At 35.3% G+C, this 17,082-nt stretch carries 16 protein-coding genes, 2 tRNA genes and 1 rRNA gene; 3 read left to right on the top strand and 16 right to left on the bottom strand.

The features are described from left to right. Position 1: 1 nt before the first annotated feature. From murD to yfmF, 10 genes are all read right to left on the bottom strand, one after another. Complete coding sequence (gene murD / locus ATZ99_RS04610) at positions 2-1,366, bottom strand: UDP-N-acetylmuramoyl-L-alanine--D-glutamate ligase (RefSeq protein WP_068748074.1); 1,365 nt, start codon at positions 1,364-1,366, stop codon at positions 2-4. Between the two features lie 20 nt (positions 1,367-1,386). Beyond that, positions 1,387-2,349 carry a phospho-N-acetylmuramoyl-pentapeptide-transferase gene (gene mraY / locus ATZ99_RS04605; protein ID WP_068748073.1) on the bottom strand — a complete coding sequence of 321 codons (963 nt, stop codon included), beginning with the start codon at positions 2,347-2,349 and terminating at the stop codon, positions 1,387-1,389. Position 2,350: 1 nt separating this feature from the next. After that, on the bottom strand, positions 2,351-3,745 hold the full coding sequence (locus ATZ99_RS04600; RefSeq protein WP_068748072.1) for a UDP-N-acetylmuramoyl-tripeptide--D-alanyl-D-alanine ligase: 1,395 nt from the start codon (positions 3,743-3,745) through the stop codon (positions 2,351-2,353). A gap of 1 nt (position 3,746) precedes the next feature. Next, positions 3,747-5,207 carry a UDP-N-acetylmuramoyl-L-alanyl-D-glutamate--2,6-diaminopimelate ligase gene (locus ATZ99_RS04595; RefSeq protein WP_068748071.1) on the bottom strand — a complete coding sequence of 487 codons (1,461 nt, stop codon included), beginning with the start codon at positions 5,205-5,207 and terminating at the stop codon, positions 3,747-3,749. 20 nt (positions 5,208-5,227) lie between these two features. Further along, positions 5,228-7,294, bottom strand: a complete 2,067-nt coding sequence (locus ATZ99_RS04590; protein WP_068748070.1) for a stage V sporulation protein D — start codon at positions 7,292-7,294, stop codon at positions 5,228-5,230. A 17-nt stretch (positions 7,295-7,311) separates the two neighbouring features. Then, entirely contained in the window at positions 7,312-7,674 is a 363-nt protein-coding gene (gene ftsL, locus ATZ99_RS04585) for a cell division protein FtsL (protein WP_068748069.1), read from the bottom strand. 16 nt (positions 7,675-7,690) lie between these two features. Further along, on the bottom strand, positions 7,691-8,602 hold the full coding sequence (gene rsmH / locus ATZ99_RS04580) for a 16S rRNA (cytosine(1402)-N(4))-methyltransferase RsmH (protein WP_068748068.1): 912 nt from the start codon (positions 8,600-8,602) through the stop codon (positions 7,691-7,693). 12 nt (positions 8,603-8,614) lie between these two features. Further along, entirely contained in the window at positions 8,615-9,046 is a 432-nt protein-coding gene (gene mraZ, locus ATZ99_RS04575; protein ID WP_068748067.1) for a division/cell wall cluster transcriptional repressor MraZ, read from the bottom strand. A 134-nt stretch (positions 9,047-9,180) separates the two neighbouring features. After that, positions 9,181-10,449 (bottom strand): EF-P 5-aminopentanol modification-associated protein YfmH, encoded by a 1,269-nt coding sequence (gene yfmH / locus ATZ99_RS04570; protein ID WP_083947346.1) that lies wholly within the window; start codon positions 10,447-10,449, stop codon positions 9,181-9,183. A gap of 25 nt (positions 10,450-10,474) precedes the next feature. After that, entirely contained in the window at positions 10,475-11,743 is a 1,269-nt protein-coding gene (yfmF, locus tag ATZ99_RS04565; protein ID WP_245641304.1) for an EF-P 5-aminopentanol modification-associated protein YfmF, read from the bottom strand. A 198-nt stretch (positions 11,744-11,941) separates the two neighbouring features. Between yfmF and ATZ99_RS04560 the strand changes: the two genes are divergently transcribed. Together ATZ99_RS04560 and ATZ99_RS04555 are read left to right on the top strand one after the other, a co-directional pair. Beyond that, a tRNA-Pro gene (locus tag ATZ99_RS04560) sits at positions 11,942-12,018 on the top strand. Positions 12,019-12,058: 40 nt separating this feature from the next. Next, positions 12,059-12,703: a hypothetical protein gene (locus tag ATZ99_RS04555; RefSeq protein WP_068748064.1), complete on the top strand. Its 645-nt coding sequence runs from the start codon at positions 12,059-12,061 to the stop codon at positions 12,701-12,703. A gap of 40 nt (positions 12,704-12,743) precedes the next feature. On the opposite strand, the gene ATZ99_RS04550 is transcribed toward ATZ99_RS04555, so the two are convergent. The 3 genes from ATZ99_RS04550 to scfB form a co-directional block, all read right to left on the bottom strand. Further along, complete coding sequence (locus ATZ99_RS04550; RefSeq protein WP_068748063.1) at positions 12,744-14,129, bottom strand: aspartate aminotransferase family protein; 1,386 nt, start codon at positions 14,127-14,129, stop codon at positions 12,744-12,746. Between the two features lie 98 nt (positions 14,130-14,227). Further along, positions 14,228-14,407 (bottom strand): aspartyl-phosphate phosphatase Spo0E family protein, encoded by a 180-nt coding sequence (locus ATZ99_RS04545; RefSeq protein WP_068748062.1) that lies wholly within the window; start codon positions 14,405-14,407, stop codon positions 14,228-14,230. 176 nt (positions 14,408-14,583) lie between these two features. After that, positions 14,584-15,957 (bottom strand): thioether cross-link-forming SCIFF peptide maturase, encoded by a 1,374-nt coding sequence (gene scfB, locus ATZ99_RS04540; RefSeq protein WP_083947345.1) that lies wholly within the window; start codon positions 15,955-15,957, stop codon positions 14,584-14,586. 159 nt (positions 15,958-16,116) lie between these two features. Between scfB and ATZ99_RS04535 the strand changes: the two genes are divergently transcribed. Next, a complete protein-coding gene (locus tag ATZ99_RS04535; RefSeq protein ID WP_068748061.1) occupies positions 16,117-16,329 on the top strand; it encodes an FmdB family zinc ribbon protein in 213 nt (70 codons plus the stop codon). Between the two features lie 137 nt (positions 16,330-16,466). On the opposite strand, the gene ATZ99_RS04530 is transcribed toward ATZ99_RS04535, so the two are convergent. The 3 genes from ATZ99_RS04530 to ATZ99_RS04520 all read right to left on the bottom strand — a co-directional run. After that, positions 16,467-16,709: a hypothetical protein gene (locus tag ATZ99_RS04530; RefSeq protein WP_068748060.1), complete on the bottom strand. Its 243-nt coding sequence runs from the start codon at positions 16,707-16,709 to the stop codon at positions 16,467-16,469. Between the two features lie 136 nt (positions 16,710-16,845). After that, a tRNA-Asn gene (locus ATZ99_RS04525) sits at positions 16,846-16,920 on the bottom strand. A 41-nt stretch (positions 16,921-16,961) separates the two neighbouring features. Next, positions 16,962-17,082, bottom strand: a 23S ribosomal RNA gene (locus ATZ99_RS04520); the annotation flags it as partial.

Here is a 17,082-nt window from a genome sequence, read left to right as displayed (position 1 = left end):
CTTATATCCTTTCTCTTAAAGAATAAACCGCTTCCTTAAAAACCCTTCCCCTCTCTTCAAAATTCATAAACATGTCCCAGCTGGCACATGCAGGAGATAGCAAGACCGTATCCCCGGGAGATGCTGCATTTTTGGCTTTCTCCACGGCTTCTTTTAAAGTAGATGCCTTTTCAAGTTGGTAAAACCCTTCCTCCTTAGCGGCTTTTTCTATTTTATCCGCCGTCTGACCAATCAATATTGCTTTCTTTACTTTTCCCGAAAAAGCTTTGACAAAAGGTTTAAAATCAGCATTTTTGTCGTATCCTCCTGCAATAAGAATAATTGGATCTTCAATGGCCTCTAAAGCTTTCAACGCGGCATCCGGATTCGTCCCCTTTGAATCATTGATGAATTTTACACCATCTATGGTGTCGACGTACTCCAAACGATGTTCCACTCCTTTGAAATCTCTTAAAGATTCAGCCATTGTATTTAGATTTGTCCTTGCCGCCCAGCAGGCTGCTACTGACGCCAATGCGTTTTCTAAATTATGCGAGCCTTTTATCCCCACTTCTTTAGCCTTTAAAATGGGTAAAATTTCCTGGTTTTCCTTTATGACAATAACTCCATTTTTCACAAAAACTCCCTGGCTTAATTCTTCTTTTCTGCTAAAATAAATAATCTTACTTTTAGCAAATTTGGATAAAGAAAATACAATCGGATCATCATAATTTAATACTAAATAATCTTCTTCGGTTTGATTCTCAAAGATTCTTGCTTTTGCCCTTATGTAGTTGTCAAAAGTTTTATGGTAATTTAAGTGATCTTCTGTAATATTTAAAATCACCGCAATATGAGGTCTAAAGCTTATAATATGTTCCAGTTGAAAGCTGCTAACTTCCAGGACGATGAAATCTTTAATCCCTTTTTTATCCGCTTCCTGAATAAAAGGTATTCCAATGTTGCCCGCTACAGAAATATTTTTGCCATCATTTTTTAGTATTTCTCCTATTAACGTAGTAGTTGTAGTTTTACCATTTGTTCCGGTTACCGCAATAATAGGCGCTTTGTTAAACATATATCCCAGTTCCAATTCACTTAGTACGGGTATGTTTTTTTCTCTCGCCCTCTGAAAAAGTTCAATATCCAGCGGAACTCCGGGGCTTGCCACTATAAAATCCACATCATCTAAAAGGCTCAACGGATGATGCCCAAGGATTAATTTTATTTCTTTCCCTTCAAATTTTTCAATAACTTCTTTCAGTTCTTCTTCTTTTTTTATGTCCGTTGCAGTTACTTTTGCACCCATTTTTAATAATTCTTCACAGGCTGCCGTACCGCTCCTGGCTAATCCGACTACCAGAACCTTCCTATCCTTTACATCCATAATTAGTCCCCCCAAAAATTTTAAAACGACAGATTAAATATATAATACCCAATAGAACAGGACAGTAATGCAATGGCCCAAAAAAACAAAACTACTTTTATTTCACTCATTCCGCACAATTCAAAATGGTGATGAAGAGGAGCCATTTTGAATATTCTTTTGCCCGTTGTCCTGAAGTATAGGACCTGAATTATTACCGAAAGGGTTTCCATTACCAGTATAAAACCGAAAAACAAAAGATAAAATTGCGTTTTTGTTGAAATTGCTAAAAAGGCTAAAGCTCCTCCAAACCCCAAAGAACCCGTGTCTCCCATAAATACCTTTGCGGGGTAATGATTATAGAGTAGAAAGCCCAGAGCCGCCCCGCTAATTGAAGCCGAATAAAATGATACCTCATGGGAACCGAAATACAGTCCTATTAAAGTATAAAAAAAGCTTATAATTAACATAATGCCGGAAACGAGACCGTCCAAACCGTCGGTTAAATTCACACTGTTGACAACTCCCAAAACGATAAACAAATTAAAGGGTATGTAGAATAAACCCAAATCTACGGGTTTATTTAAAAAAGGGAATAAAACCCTGGAATCACCCGGAAATATATAATATGCATAAAGGGTAATTATTACTGAAAGTATCAATTGCATCAAAATTTTTTGGCTGGCTCTCAATCCTAAAGATCTTTTTTTTACTACCTTGATATAATCATCCATAAATCCTATTAATCCAAACCCAGTAGCAGCTATTACCGCAAGCAAAGAATTATTAGTTATTCCTGAAAAAATAATCGTTGCAATTATTACCGCGGGTATTATCATTATACCTCCCATTGTGGGAGTTCCCATTTTTTTTAAATGTCTCTTGGGTCCATCCTGCCTTACCGTTTGCCCGAATTTTAAATAAGTAAGCGCGGGGATTACAAAATTACCGGCAACTGCAACAATTGTAAAGGCTGTAGCTGCAGCAAAAAAAAGGTAGATCATTTTAAAACCTCCTGATTAGCATATTTACTATGTCTTCGAATTTCATCGCTCTGGACGCCTTTACCAGAATGATATCAATATCCTTTAACAAATCAATAATTTTTTCTTCTTCAATTTCATTTTTATTATCAAAGTAATATACTTTTTGCCGGGATAATCCATTTTTTATAGCGCCCTCTGCAATACTTTTTGCTCTCTTTCCCACAGCAATAAGTTTATCCACCTTCTCTGCTGCAAAGGCTCCTACTTCTAAATGGGCTTCTGTCGAAATGTCCCCCAGTTCCAGCATATCTCCTAAAACAGCTGCTTTAGTTTTATGCGTTCCTATTTTTTCAAGAACATCTAAGGCAGCTTTCATTGAATCAGGGCTGGCATTATAGCAGTCATCAATGATAATTTTCCCCGTATTCGTCTTTTTAAATTCCAATCGTCTTTTTGTGCTTGAAACCCTTAAAAGCCCTTCCTGAATCCTCTCATGCTCCAGCCCGATTATAAAACCTGCAGTAATAGCTGCAATGGCATTATAAACATTGTGCAATCCTAACAGAGGTATTTTAAATAAATGATTTCCGAAAATGCCTTCTATTTCAAACTCCATTCCACCGTGTTCATGGAAACGAGGATTTTTCCCCCTCACTTCTCCTTTTTCCATTCCGAAATAAATTACTTTTTTAGCAATATGGCCCTTTTTAGCATATAATTCCGGGCTATCTGCATTTAATATCAATACCCCGTCATCTTTTAAAAACTCTACAACTTCCAGCTTTGCTCTTGCTATATTTTCCTTCGACCCTAATTTTTCTATATGTGACACTCCAATGTTGGTAATAATAGCTATTTCTGGTTCTACAATAGATGACATCCTTCGGATTTCACCAAAACCGCTCATACCCATCTCCAAAACACCAAAATCATGGTGGGGTTCCAGATTAAACAAAGTTAAAGGAAGCCCAATCTCATTATTAAAATTCCCCTCGTTTTTTATTACTTTGAATTTTGTGGATAAAATTGAAGCGGTAAGTTCCTTTGTAGTAGTTTTGCCCACGCTCCCAGTGATGGCTACAAAAGGTATTGGAAACTGCCTTCGATAATAACCTGCTAAATCAAGAAGAGCAATTTTACTGTCTTTTACCAATACAATTGGAAATTCTCTTTCGGTGAGTTCTTTAACTTTATCCCTTGATTCTTCTTCACATAAACTTGCTGCCGCACCCTTATCAAATGCCTCTTTTATAAAATCATGACCATCATGGTTTTCCCCTCTAATCGGTATAAATAAATCTCCTTTATTTATCGTTCTGCTATCTATTGAAACTCCTGTAATGGTTCTTTTATAATTATTGAAAATATTGCCTTTAACAACATTAACTACTTCTAATAAATCTAAAGCTTTCACCCTATTTTTCTCCTCTCGCCTTTAAAAATTCCCTGGCCACTTCCCTGTCATCAAAAGGGATAATCCTATCTTTTATAATCTGGTAATTTTCATGCCCCTTCCCCGCTATCAAAATCACATCATCTTTTTGAGCAATTTCGATCGCTTTTTTTATCGCTTCTCTTCTATCAACTATTTTTTCATAGCTTTTTGCAGGATCCACTCCTGCCTCTATATCCTCAATTATTTTTACAGGATCCTCGGTCCTGGGATTATCCGAAGTGATGATAAAGTAATCCGAAAGTTCCGACACAATTTTCCCCATTTTAGGTCTTTTGGTTTTATCTCGATCGCCTCCGGCCCCAAAAACGGTAATAATGCGGCCTTTTGCAAAACTTTTTATGGTATTCAAGACGTTTTCAAGGCCATCGGGGGTATGAGCGTAATCCACGATAACACTGAAATTTTGTCCTTCTTTAATTGGTTCAAACCTACCCGGTACTCCTTTTACCTTGGATATTGCTTTTGCCGAAGTGTTTAAGTCTATGCCCAAAAGCAAAGCTGCCGATATTGCCGCCAGTGAATTATATACGCTAAATTTCCCCGGAACCTGATAGTTAATATTAATTTTTTCCCCCCTATAGATTAAATCATAGCTTACTCCATCTTCTGAAATTTTTACGTTATTAGCTTTTACATCCGCATCATTTTCAATGGCATACGAAATAGATGGTATTTTTATTTCATTCATTAACCTGTTTCCATGAAAATCGTCTGCATTGATAGCTGCTTTTTTAGAAAGGGAAAAAAGTTTTCTCTTTGAAAGATAGTAATCCTCAAAGTCCGGATGGAAATCTAAATGGTCCTGAGTCAGATTTGTAAATACCCCTACCTCGAAGGAAATATCGTCAACCCTTGAAAGTTTCAAAGAATGAGAGGATACTTCCATACTTACATATTCTATCCCGTTTTTCCGCATTTCATAAAAGGTTTTATGGAGTTCTAAGGATTCGGGAGTTGTTCTTTCGGAAGGGAAAAGTACACCGTTAACAAAAATACCCAGTGTACCTATAACTCCCGCATTTAATCCCGCATTTTGGAAAATTTCTTTAATAAGGTATGTGGTAGTTGTTTTTCCATTAGTTCCGGTAACACCCACAATCTTCATATTTTTTGATGGGCTTTCATAAAAATAGTCGGATACGGTCGAAAGAGCTTTTCTTGAATTTTCAACTACTATATATAGAATTTCCTCTTGCTTTATTTCCACTTCCCTTTCCGATATTACTGCGCATGCACCATTTATGATAGCATCGTTTATATATTTATGACCATCATCTTTAAAACCCGTAATCGCTACAAAAAGGCTATTTTTTTTAATTTTTCTTGAGTCATACTGTATATCTTCAATTGTTACATTTATATTTCCCGAAACCTTTTTAACTTCTTTTAAAATTTCAATTAGTTCATGACCCTTTATCATTAATAAATTTCCCTCCCAAGTTAAGGTTCAAAAAATACCTTTAATACCGTACCCTGTTCTACTTCCTCTCCCGGTTCCGGTATTTGTTTTTTTGCATACCCGGTACCGATAACTTCAACCTTAAGTCCTAAAACGTTTGCCACATTTGTAACTTCTTTAATATTTTTCCCGGTAAGATCCGGAACCACTATGGGATTTTTATCTGTTTTTGAATCCGTCAGCTTCAAAACAACCTTAGAACCCTTGTTTATTTTTATACCGGGTAATGGAGTTTGCTCACCCACTATTAAACCATTCCCCTCGGTGATTACATCCAGGCCTTTCTCCTTCAGAATTTTTTTCGCATCTTCTACGTAAATATTCCTTACATCGGGCACTTCAATGCGGTTATCTTCTTCGGAAGCGATTTCAGGTTTTACCCCTAAATACTTCAAAGAATCAGACATTACTTTCTGGAAAACAGGTGCCGCGATCTGTCCTCCATAATAAATTCCCGTTGAAGGTTCATCAATTATTACAATAGCTGCAAGTTTAGCATCATCCGCAGGAGCAAATCCTACAAAGGATGCTATATATTTGCCATCGGCATATTTTTCGGCAGTGCCCGTTTTGCCAGCTACTTTTATACCTTCTATTTTGGCTCTTCCGCCCGTACCGTTTGTTACCACACTTTCTAAAATCCTTTGCATTTCCTTAGCCGTTTCCTTTGATATTACCTGCCTTACCACCCTGGGTTTAAATTCCATTACTCTATTATTATCTTTATCCATTAAAGCTTTTGCTACGTGAGGTTCCATTAAGCGTCCGTCGTTTGCAACCGCGCTAACAGCAGTTAGAAGCTGAATTGGAGTGGTGGATATACCCTGACCAAAAGAAATGGTGGCAAGCTCTACGGGCCCAATTTTATTTGGGTCTAAGATTCCCTTTGCCTCACCCGGTAAATCTATTCCGGTGGTTTCCCCAAAGCCAAAAGCTTTTATGTATTTTAAAAACCTTTCCTTCCCCAACCTCATTCCCACTTCTATAAAGCCAGGATTGCAGGAATTTTGAACTACCTGAATGAAACTCTGGCTGCCATGTCCTCCTGCCCGCCAGCATCTGATTTTAACCCCGGAAACGATGATGTATCCCGGGTCATAAAAGCGATCATTAGGTCTTACTACACCCTCTTCGAGTCCTGCCGAGGCAGTAACAATCTTAAAAGTAGATCCCGGTTCATAAGTATCTGAAACCGCAAAATTCCTCCTCGCTTCCTGAGGATAATTCCTGTAATCATTGGGATCGTAATCAGGTTTATTCGCCAGTGCTAAAATTTCTCCCGTTTTTGGATCCATTACGATTATTGTGCCTCGTTTTGCCTTATTTTCAGCAATTGCCTTTTCCAGTTCCCTTTCAGCGATGTATTGAATAACTTTATCTATTGTGAGTACCAGATTTAAACCTTCTTTGGGTGGTATATACCTTTCATCTCCAAAGGGCAGTTCACGGCTCAGTGCATCCGTTTCTTTAATAATTCTTCCCGGAATGCCTTTTAAAAATTTATCGTAAATAAGTTCAACTCCATCCAATCCCTGACTATCAATACCGGTAAAACCAAGAATATGAGAAGCTAAGTTCCTCTCGGGATAAAACCTTTTGCTCTCCTCTGTAAAGTATATGCCTTTCAAATTTAATTGCCTGATTTTTTGAGCTTCTTCATCGGTTATTTTTCTTTTTATATATATAGCACCTTTCTTTTTCGCTTTAGCATCATTTATAGTGTTAATTAAACTCTCTTTGTTTATATTTAGGATTTCCGATAGCGCTTCTGCTATAGATTCCACATCCTTTATATCCGGTGGACTTGCCATAACGGAATTTACCTTCGCCGAAATTGCAAGGGGATTCATGTTCCTGTCAAAAATTGTCCCTCTCACCGGTTCCACAGGCGTATCCTTGGTCCATTGTTCCTCTGCCCTTGTCCTCAATTCATCTCCCCTTACGAATTGAATCCAAAAAACCCTTATTATCATAACACAACTTAACAACAAACAAAATAAAAGGAGAAATGCTAATCTCCTTTTAATTTTTAAAAGATTTTTAGCCATGGGTAAACCCCCTGTTGCTATTTCGAGCCTCCAATATATATTACCTGACTCGAAGATGGTTCCTGCATTTTAAGCTCATTTTTCGCTATTTGTTCAATGCGTGACATGGATTTTAAATCGGCTATTTTTATCTTCAACTTTTCATTATCATTTTTTATTTGAGATAGCTCGGTTTTCATTTTTTCAATCTTATAGGTGGCTTCGGTAATGGCTGCAGCTCTAAAAAGAAGAAAAAGTGATGCTAAGGTTAATGCAATGACGGTCAATATTAACCGTCCTTTTTTTAACTTTTTTCGGTTCTTAGAAGCAATTTTTTTAGATTCTTCAGCTGGATAATATTCAGAAATAAAATAAGGAGAATCTTTTTTTGCTAATATCACTTTATTCACTCCCTTTTTATTTTAGAACATCAAACTTCTCTGCAGCCCTTAACTTAGCACTACGTGCCCTTGGATTTCCAATAATTTCTTCTTCCTCCGGTACTACCGGCTTTGAAGTAAGAATCCGCAATTTATACGTCAAACCGCCTTCCTTTTTAAATTCGTTAAAAAGCCTTTTTACAATCCTATCCTCCAAGGAATGGAAAGAAATAACTACTATTCTTCCTCCATCCTTTAATAGTGAGATAGCGTCTTTAAAAGCTTGCTCTAAACCTACCAGTTCTTCATTTACAAATATCCTCAAGGCTTGAAAAGTCCTCTTTGCAGGATGTGGCCCTTTTCTTCTTGCTTTAGCAGGAATCGCATCTTTAATGACCTCAACAAGTTCAAGGGTAGTTTCTATGGGTTTATTTTTTCGCCTTTCTACGATGAAATTTGCTATACGTCCTGCGAATCTTTCCTCTCCGTATTCATAAATAATCCTTTTTAGTTCTTCCTTATCATAAGTGTTGACCACATCCCTTGCTGTCAGCTTTTGCCTTGTATCCATTCTCATGTCAAGAGGCGCATCTTTTTGATAAGAAAAACCTCTCTCTTCTTTATCCAATTGATAGGAAGATACACCAAGGTCGTATAAGATTCCGTCAATTGAAGATATGTTAAGATCCTTTAATATACCTTTTAAATTTTTAAAATTATCATGGACAAATATTGCGTTTTTATTATCTTTAAATTTTTCTTTCGCGTTTTCAATTGATTCTATGTCCCTGTCTATTCCTATAACAAGACCTTTTTCTCCCGCCTTTTTCAAAATTTCTTGAAAATGCCCCGCTCCGCCCAGAGTTGCATCCACGTATATTCCTTCTTCTTTTACATTTAAATAATTCAGAACCTCTTTTATCATTATTGGTTTATGGTAATATTGCATATCCTTCACCCTTTATATTCCAAGTTCCACCAAGTTTTCGGCTATTTCCTCATAAGACTCTTCCTGACCTTTGCTGTAAACATCCCATTCTTCTTTGCTCCATATTTCTACTCTATTAGAGACACCTATTATTACCACATCCTTTTCAATTCCCGCATATTCTCTTAAAATGGGAGGAATTAATATTCTTCCCTGTTTATCCACTTCAGCCTCTACTGCTCCGGAAAAGAATAAGCGTAAAAAAGCCCTTGCTTCCTTTTTCGCCAGAGGAAGTGCCTTAAGTTTTTCTTCAATTACCTTCCACTCATTCATAGGATAGGCAAAAAGACATCTGTCTAAACCCTTTGTCAAAATAAAATTTTCTCCCAAACCTTCTCTAAATTTTGAAGGCATTATTACCCTGCCCTTAGAATCAAGGGAATGTAAATATTGTCCGATAAACATTCTCTGCACTTCCCCTTATTTTTATCCCACTTTCTACCACTTTACACCACTTTATCTATTCTACGAAAGGTTTTAAAAATCCTTCAAAGATTAAAAAAAAATAGATGGGTTTTTGCCCATCTATTATGGTCAGTTTAGCCTTTGGGAAGAACCATTGAAATTGACATTCTATCCTCATCAAAAAAGCTTTCAATATAATTTACTACTTCATCAAAACTTAACTCTTCTAAGGCTAAGGGAAAATCAAACATATCAATTCCTCTATGGTAATAGGAAATAAATGAATGTGCTATAAAATCCAGGGAATTCAAACTTTGAATAAAATCTCCCTTAAATTTCCTCTTAATAATTTCGAAATCTTCCCTGCTTATTCCCTTAGTTTTAAAACTATTTATATTTTTTATTATTTCATTTGCCAATTTTTCTGGATCCCTGGTATTTCCACCTATTGTACAAAAACCGTAATCTTTATAAGCCTCAAAAGAAAAACCAAATCTATCATCAATTAATCCAGCTTCATAGAGCCGCTCATAGGTTTCAGAGCTTTTACCGAACATAATTTCCAGAAGTATACCTATTATAATATCTTTTTTTAATAATTTTTCTCCATCATAGCCCGTATCAACATCTTTGAAACCCAGGAGCAACAATGGCTGTGCCACCGAATGGCGTATTTTTATTTCTTTTTGAAAGACAGTTTTGGGTTCGTCAGGATATATCCTCTTAATTTCTTTTTGAGATTTCAGGTTTCGTTTTTCTTCGTGTTTTTCTACAAATTCTAAAACCTCTTTTGCATCAACGGGTCCAATTATGAATAATACCATATTACTTGGATGGTAAAAGGTATTGTAGCATTTATAGAGTAATTCCGTATTTATTCTTTGAATGGACTCTACGGTCCCACCTATATCAATCCTAACGGGAAATGCATGATAAAGGGATTTTAAGAGGTTTAAATATACCTGCCAATCGGGATCATCTTCGTACATTTTTAGTTCCTGAGTAATTATTCCCTTCTCCTTTTCTACGCTCTCCTCAGTAAAATAGGGTGTTTCTACGAAATCCAGCAGGACTTTTAAAGATTCGTAAAAGTTTGATGTTGTAGAAAAATAATAAGTTGTATTGTTATAACTGGTAAAAGCATTGCTTTCCGCACCTAATTCTGAAAATTTATCGAATGCATTTCCGTATTCCATATCAAACATTTTATGCTCCAAAAAATGAGCAATTCCCTCGGGTACTTTTATTTTTTCCTCAGAGCCCGGAAGTATAAATTCACTATCTAATGAACCATATTTTGTAGAATACACCGCAATGGTCTTATTGTAATTTTTCATGGGGAGTATAAAAACTTTTAGCCCATTTCCCAGAACCTTTTTTACCATGCCGTCTAAAAGCTTCATTAAATTCACCTTCCCGTACATTGATTTAGTCCTTTTTATTTAAAAAATAAATTGTATCGAGCTTAATATTTTGTGCAACCCTTACCACATCATCTTTTGTCACCTTTGTTATCTTGTCAATATAATCGTCAATATTTTCCTCTATTCCGTTTATTACGCCATCTAAAAATAACGATATTATAGATGGAGCGCTATCCTTGGCCTGCTTAAGAGAATTAATTAAATCCTTTAAAGAACTTTCGTATTCGTAATCGGTAATGTTTCCTTTTTTTATGTCTTCTAACTGAATTTTAATGATATCAACTGCTTTATCAAGATTTTCAAAATCTATTCCGCTGCTAATCAGCATTATACCTTTAGATTTTTCCAACCTGGAAAAGGCATAATAGGCTAAGCTCGCTTTTTCCCGTACATTTTGAAAAAGTTTAGAATAAGGACCTCCTCCAAGAATACTATTTAAAACTAATAATGCGTAAAAATCCTCATCACCGTATTTAACATTGGTTCTAAGACCAATAGAAAGTTTACCCTGATTTACATCCTGTTTTTCTTCCACAAATCTTTCTTCAAGGATTTCTTTTTTTACCGATACCGGTTTTAACGGTATTTCACTGCGCTGGAATTTAAATAAGCTATTTAGTTTTTCCCATATAGTTTCCGCGTCAAAATCCCCTACCGCGAAGACATCCATAGGTGATGTTTTTATAGTTTCCAGATAATACTCGTATAAATTTTTTTCATTGATACCAGCTAAATCATCAATACTACCATATTTATATATAGAATATGGCTCATCCTTGCACATTTCCTGCAAACACCGTTCTATAGCGTAGTTATATTTATCATTAAACAAGGACTCAATAATCCTTTTTAAAACATCTTTTTCTTGATCCACGTATTCTTTTTTAAAACTACCTTCTTCTATATAGGGGTCCAGTATCATCTCTCTGAAAATTTCAAGGCATTTATCTAAAAAGTCTCCATTCTGCCCTAAATAATCCGGATTTACCACATCCAAAAGTATTTGTATTATTTGCCTTTCACCCTTTTTTACCACATCAGCTCCCAGGTCAGCTCCATAAAGAGATTCTAAATACCTCGATAATTTTCTTGCAGTGGGTAAACTTTTTGTTCCCCTTTTTAATACAAAGGGCAATAATGCATTTTTAGTAGCATTCTCTTTTTCCAGATTCCTATGAATAAAAAGGGAAAAAGTCAAGGTTTTAAATTTTCTTGTCGGATATAAATAAACATTTAGACCATTATCCAATCTTTTTTTTATAAATCTTTCCAAAATCAATACCTCCCCGTAAAATGAGTTGGTTTAGCATAATCTGGAACATAGTTTTATAATAACCTTTTTTTAGTATATGTGAAAGAAAAATAAATATATAAACAAAAAATTTTTGTTCAAAATATATTAAAGAGGCCAATTTTTAATTAATGTGTTACTATTGAAATTCCCTTGGGTTTATAGTATAATTAAGAGCGTCGGGGCGTAGCGCAGTTTGGTAGCGCGTTCGGTTCGGGTCCGAAAGGTCGTGGGTTCAAGTCCCGCCGCCCCGACCATTTTTTTTTATTATTCAAACTTAAACCTGGAGCTGTCGTTATGATATACATTGATGATGCCGGAAGCGGAAGCTTAATAGGCGGTGTATGCATTGGATTTTACCATGAAGAAAAGGATTTTTTTTATTATGACTTAATTCCCGTTGAATTTTTCAACGATATTAATTTCAAAGAAAAAGAATACCAAAAATTTGCTGTAAACATTGTCAAAAAGTTTTTTCAATCTTACGGCGTAAACAGAAAAGAAGAAATCTTCGTATGCAGAGGATATATATTTGATAAGGTTAGAGAATATTTGTCTGAGCAGGGATATAATTTTAAAAGTATAAAAATTGAGGGAAAATTGCAAACTGAAGTAGAAAATGCTTTTTCAAATCATATCATATCCCTGGGACTTCCAAAGGACTATTTAATTTATACCAGATATCCCTTTCACTTTCATAAGCTTTTAAAATGGGTTTTTGCCGATTATGAAAATAGAATAAAACTTTGTAAGACCGGTTGGAAAAGCTGGAAAAAATACGGTAAAGTTGATATTAATATTAGCTACGGGATTTTGCCGGCTGATAATAATTTTATATGCTTAAAATGTGGAAAAAAAATCTTAAAAAACTCGCCGGTAAAAATTTTGAGGTTTTCTACAAATAGAGAAAATACCGTTTTCCTTCACAAAAATTGCCCTTAAAATTAAGGCTGGTAATATACCCAGCCTTAATTTTATTATATTACTTTTTTGAAAAAATAGAGCCAAACACAGTTTTTGCAGCGTTTACGGTTATATTTAAAAAGCCGCTATTTTTAGATAATATATCTTCCAGGGCGTTAAGAGCGTAATCAATATCCTCCTTTTCTATAATAAGCGGAGGCTCAAGTCTTATTACATTGGGATTATTTAAAGTATAAGCTGTTATAATTTTATGCTTATTCAATAGTTCACCCGCTACAATAGCCCCGGTAAATTCTCCGTAAAATTTATTTACGGCACCACCTGTAATGGTATTCAAAATTCCGCTCTTGGGCTGTTCGAACTCTATACCTATTAATAATCCCTTCCCTCTAACTTCCTTAATTATAGAATACCTGTCTTTTAAGGATTTCAGACCTTCGAGGAAATAATTCCCTAACTTTTCGGCTCTTTCCGAAAGATTTTTCTTTACAATAGCATTAATAGATGCTATGGCAGCCGCACAGGCAAAAGTATTCCCCCCAAACGTAGAAGTGTGCAGCAAACTTTTATCGAATCCTCCATACGCCCTTTCCCATACCTCATCCCTGGTTATAAATGCTCCAATGGGCATTACTCCTCCACCCAGGGATTTTGCCACACACATAATATCCGGTGTAATTCCTTCATGCTGGCACGCAAACATTTTCCCCGTTCTTCCAAATCCTGTTTGAATTTCATCCACAATAAGCAATGTTCCGTATTCAGTGCACAGTTCCCTTGCCCTTTTCAAATACCCAGAAGGTGGGACTATAACCCCGCCCTCTCCCTGAATTGGTTCAACTATAAATCCCGCTACATCGCGATTTTTTAATTTTTCTTCTAATGCTTTTATATCCCCATAAGGCACTCTTTCAAATTCGGGAACCAATGGCATAAAAGGCCCCTGATATTTGGTCCTGCCCGTCGCTGATAAAGCTCCAAAAGTCTTCCCATGGAAAGAACCTTCGCAGGAAATAATTTTCTTTCTCCCGGTAGCTGCTCTTGCAGTCTTTAACGCCCCTTCCACCGCCTCAGCTCCGCTATTGCAGAAAAAAGAATGCTTTAGACCCTGGGGAGCTATATTTGAAAGATTTGCACCCAGAGCAGCTGCAAAGGGATTAATTGTCGCCTGTAATAAATTTGGTCTTTCAAAAACCTCTTTTAAAACATCTATAACTTCATCGGGATTATGGCCTAAATTTATTGCTCCATAAGCACCCAGAAAATCTATATACTTCTCGCCTTCTTTATCCCACACGTATGCACCTTTTGCCCGGACGTAAACCCTGTCAAAATTTAATAATCCTATCATAGAAGCAAGTCCGGGATTTACGTAATCCGAATAAAGTTTCTTCACTTCCTGTCTATCTAATTCCTTGACATCATTAATGTCATACAGTTTCATGTAAAACACCCCTTATATTCTTTCTATAATTGAATATTAATAAAATTTATATTAAAAGTAAAGTAAAAAACGCTGCTTTGCTGCAGCGTCTTTTTGCACTACTCAAAAATAATTTTATTCTTTGCTAAATATCTTTTTTGGTAGTCCAGTATCAAAAGGTCAAGTTTTTGGCTCAAAAGGTAAATGTCTGTTTCCAGAAATTGCTTTTCTTTTAATTCTTCATACAACTCACTTTTTAATTCAAAGATTTTTTTCTCAAGAGAATTTTTAAAATGCATTGTAAATTTTTCCCCTTTATTTTTAATAACAAAGTAATTCTAACAATTTAGCATTCAATTAGCAAACTATCAATTTTTTAATATTTTAATATATATTGCCTGATGGCTTCATTTTTCATTAATTTTTTACAAATTATATCACTTTTTGTATTTTTTTTGCTTCAATAAAAAATTTGTCATGCATCATGCTGATTTAAAAAATTTAAATAAAGAGCACATTCAATTCTTTTTTTCTGCATCCTGCAAAATATTTTATCTGGTGTATTCAAATCTTTATTTTTTTTATAATTATAAGCACTGCATCCCCCGCTGCAGAAAAATTTCGCCCAGCAATTTGTACATTCTTCCTTTGAGAAAATATGCGTATTTTTAAATTTATCCCTTATAATTTCATCCAGGTCTCCCCGGGATACATTTCCCATTTTAAAATCTTCCAACCCTACAAATTGATGGCAAGGATAAATATCTCCCTCCGGTGATACAGCAAAATATTCCCTTCCCGCACCACAGGCAATTATCCTTTTGTAAATACAGGGGCCTTTATATAGGTTTATATTGAAATGGTAAAACCTGAATTTCTTATTGCTGTTTTTCCTACTTAAAAATTCTTTCACTATTTTTTCATACTGATCGTATATGATATTTAGGTGTTCTTCCCTTATTTCGTAATCCTCTTTTTCTGCGAGAACCGGTTCTAAGGATATTTCCGAAAATCCTAAATCGGAAAGGTGTTTTACATCTTCAACAAAATCAAGGTTATACCTTGTAAATGTTCCCCTTATATAATAGTTTTTATTATCCTTTTTTCTCAATTCCGTTAATTTTATTATATTTGGAAGAATATCATCATAACTTCCCTTACCATCAATTCTCACCCTCATCCTGTCATTTACTTCTTTTCTACCATCCAGGCTCATTACTATGTTGTCCATGTTTTCGTTGAGGAATTTTATTTTTTCATCATCTAAAAGCATTGCATTTGTCGTAATGGTAAACTTAATCTTCTTTCCGTAATTTTTTTCTTTAAAGCGTGCATACTCTATAATGTGTTTTACCGTATCGTATGCAATCAACGGCTCTCCACCAAAAAAATCAATTTCAAGATTCTTTAAATCCCCTGAATTTTTTAAAAGGAAATCAATAGCCTTTTCACCCACTTCTTTTGGCATTATGTTTCTTTTTAAATTATAATCTCCTTTTGAAGCAAAGCAGTATCTGCAAAAAAGATTACAATCATGGGCTATATTTAAACACAGGGCTTTCACCCTATTTTCATTTATTATCTTATTTACAATAATAGATTCTGCATTTGTTTCACCGAGAATAACACCTTCTTTGATTAATTGTTTAATCTCTTCCAGAGCCTCTTTAATTTCATTTAAATCAATTACTCCTGCCATTCTTTTAATAACTTCTTCTTCATTACAGCCTTCTTCTAATAGCTTAAACACCTCGTATGCTATATTATCCACCTCAAATATCGATCCGCTTCCCACATCCAAAACAAGATTTTTATCGAATATTTTAAAGGCGTGAATTTGCCCCTTCAAAACCTACACCCTTTCGCATTATATTTAAGATTTTATTAACTCATTAATACATTTTATCATAATAGCTTTTGAATTAAAACAACTTGACTATTATTTAAAAACAGAGTATAAATTTTATTGATAATCAATAATCTATATTTTTCAGGAGGTGCAACGACCATGCCAATGTATGATTATAGATGTGCAGTTTGCGGTGACTTTGAATACGAGCAAAATATAAAAGAATCTCCTCTGTCTTCCTGTCCAAAATGTGGAGGGCCTGTAAAAAGAATTATAAGTCGAAATGTCGGCCTGGTTTTTAAGGGATCGGGTTTTCATATAACAGATTATGTCCATAAAAATGAAACAAAATCTTCTGATAGTAGTAATTAGTAGTAATTCTATTAATGAAAACAATAAGTAATAAAGGCTGCTGATTTTTAATTCAGCAGCCTCTCTGAAAACTCATTATCCTATTCTCCTATGTTTACACTATAAAGTTAATTTTTTTGAAAATTACCATGGTCTTTTTATTGTTGTTCTCTTTCTCGAAGAGGATCCAAGTTTAGGAGAACATAAGAAAATGGCAGTTTTTTCTCCAGGAAGAAGAATTTTGTTTTATATCCACAAATTTTTATTATTTTTTCCACATCGATAAACCCTGTAACCGCCACTCCACCAAGAATTCCTTCGGAGCAGGGTATCGGAGTGGCATTTTCAATTATTTGCTTGCTTACTTCTTCAACAACTACAGTTTTTACTGAATCAACCATATTTTTTCCTCCTTTATTTTTGTCTAATTTATTCTTATGTAAATGAATTGTTTTATGTGCATGTCCTTTAATACATTCTATGAAAATAAAAAAGCTATTGGAAAATCTCCAATAGCTTTTTTATTTCATAAAAAATTGGCTCCCCGAGCAGGATTCGAACCTGCGACCCTCCGGTTAACAGCCGGATGCTCTACCGCTGAGCTATCGAGGAACTTTCACCCTCAAAACTGCACAGAGGTTTTTTACCTTTTTTTGGTCAAGCCCTCGGCTCATTAGTACCGGTCGGCTCAAGGCCTTACAGCCCTTACACCCCCGGCCTATCTACCTGGTCGTCTCCCAGGTGCCTTACTCCCTTTTCAGGATGGGATACCTT

The organism is Thermovenabulum gondwanense (assembly GCF_001601575.1).
Taxonomy (GTDB): Bacteria; Bacillota; Thermosediminibacteria; order Thermosediminibacterales; family Thermosediminibacteraceae; genus Thermovenabulum; species Thermovenabulum gondwanense.
Note: the sequence above shows the minus strand (reverse complement) of the source record. Positions and strands in the feature narration are given on the sequence as shown.

Coding starts and splice junctions, on each gene's coding strand:
- ATZ99_RS04590 (WP_068748070.1), bottom strand. CDS start 7,294: ATGGCTAAAAATCTTTTAAAAATTAAAAGGAGATTAGCATTTCTCCTT.
- rsmH (WP_068748068.1), bottom strand. CDS start 8,602: ATGCAATATTACCATAAACCAATAATGATAAAAGAGGTTCTGAATTAT.
- ATZ99_RS04545 (WP_068748062.1), bottom strand. CDS start 14,407: ATGCATTTTAAAAATTCTCTTGAGAAAAAAATCTTTGAATTAAAAAGT.
- mraY (WP_068748073.1), bottom strand. CDS start 2,349: ATGATCTACCTTTTTTTTGCTGCAGCTACAGCCTTTACAATTGTTGCA.
- mraZ (WP_068748067.1), bottom strand. CDS start 9,046: ATGTTTATCGGACAATATTTACATTCCCTTGATTCTAAGGGCAGGGTA.
- murD (WP_068748074.1), bottom strand. CDS start 1,366: ATGGATGTAAAGGATAGGAAGGTTCTGGTAGTCGGATTAGCCAGGAGC.
- ATZ99_RS04535 (WP_068748061.1), top strand. CDS start 16,117: ATGCCAATGTATGATTATAGATGTGCAGTTTGCGGTGACTTTGAATAC.
- ATZ99_RS04550 (WP_068748063.1), bottom strand. CDS start 14,129: ATGAAACTGTATGACATTAATGATGTCAAGGAATTAGATAGACAGGAA.
- ATZ99_RS04555 (WP_068748064.1), top strand. CDS start 12,059: ATGATATACATTGATGATGCCGGAAGCGGAAGCTTAATAGGCGGTGTA.
- ATZ99_RS04530 (WP_068748060.1), bottom strand. CDS start 16,709: ATGGTTGATTCAGTAAAAACTGTAGTTGTTGAAGAAGTAAGCAAGCAA.
- yfmH (WP_083947346.1), bottom strand. CDS start 10,449: ATGAAGCTTTTAGACGGCATGGTAAAAAAGGTTCTGGGAAATGGGCTA.
- ATZ99_RS04595 (WP_068748071.1), bottom strand. CDS start 5,207: ATGATAAAGGGTCATGAACTAATTGAAATTTTAAAAGAAGTTAAAAAG.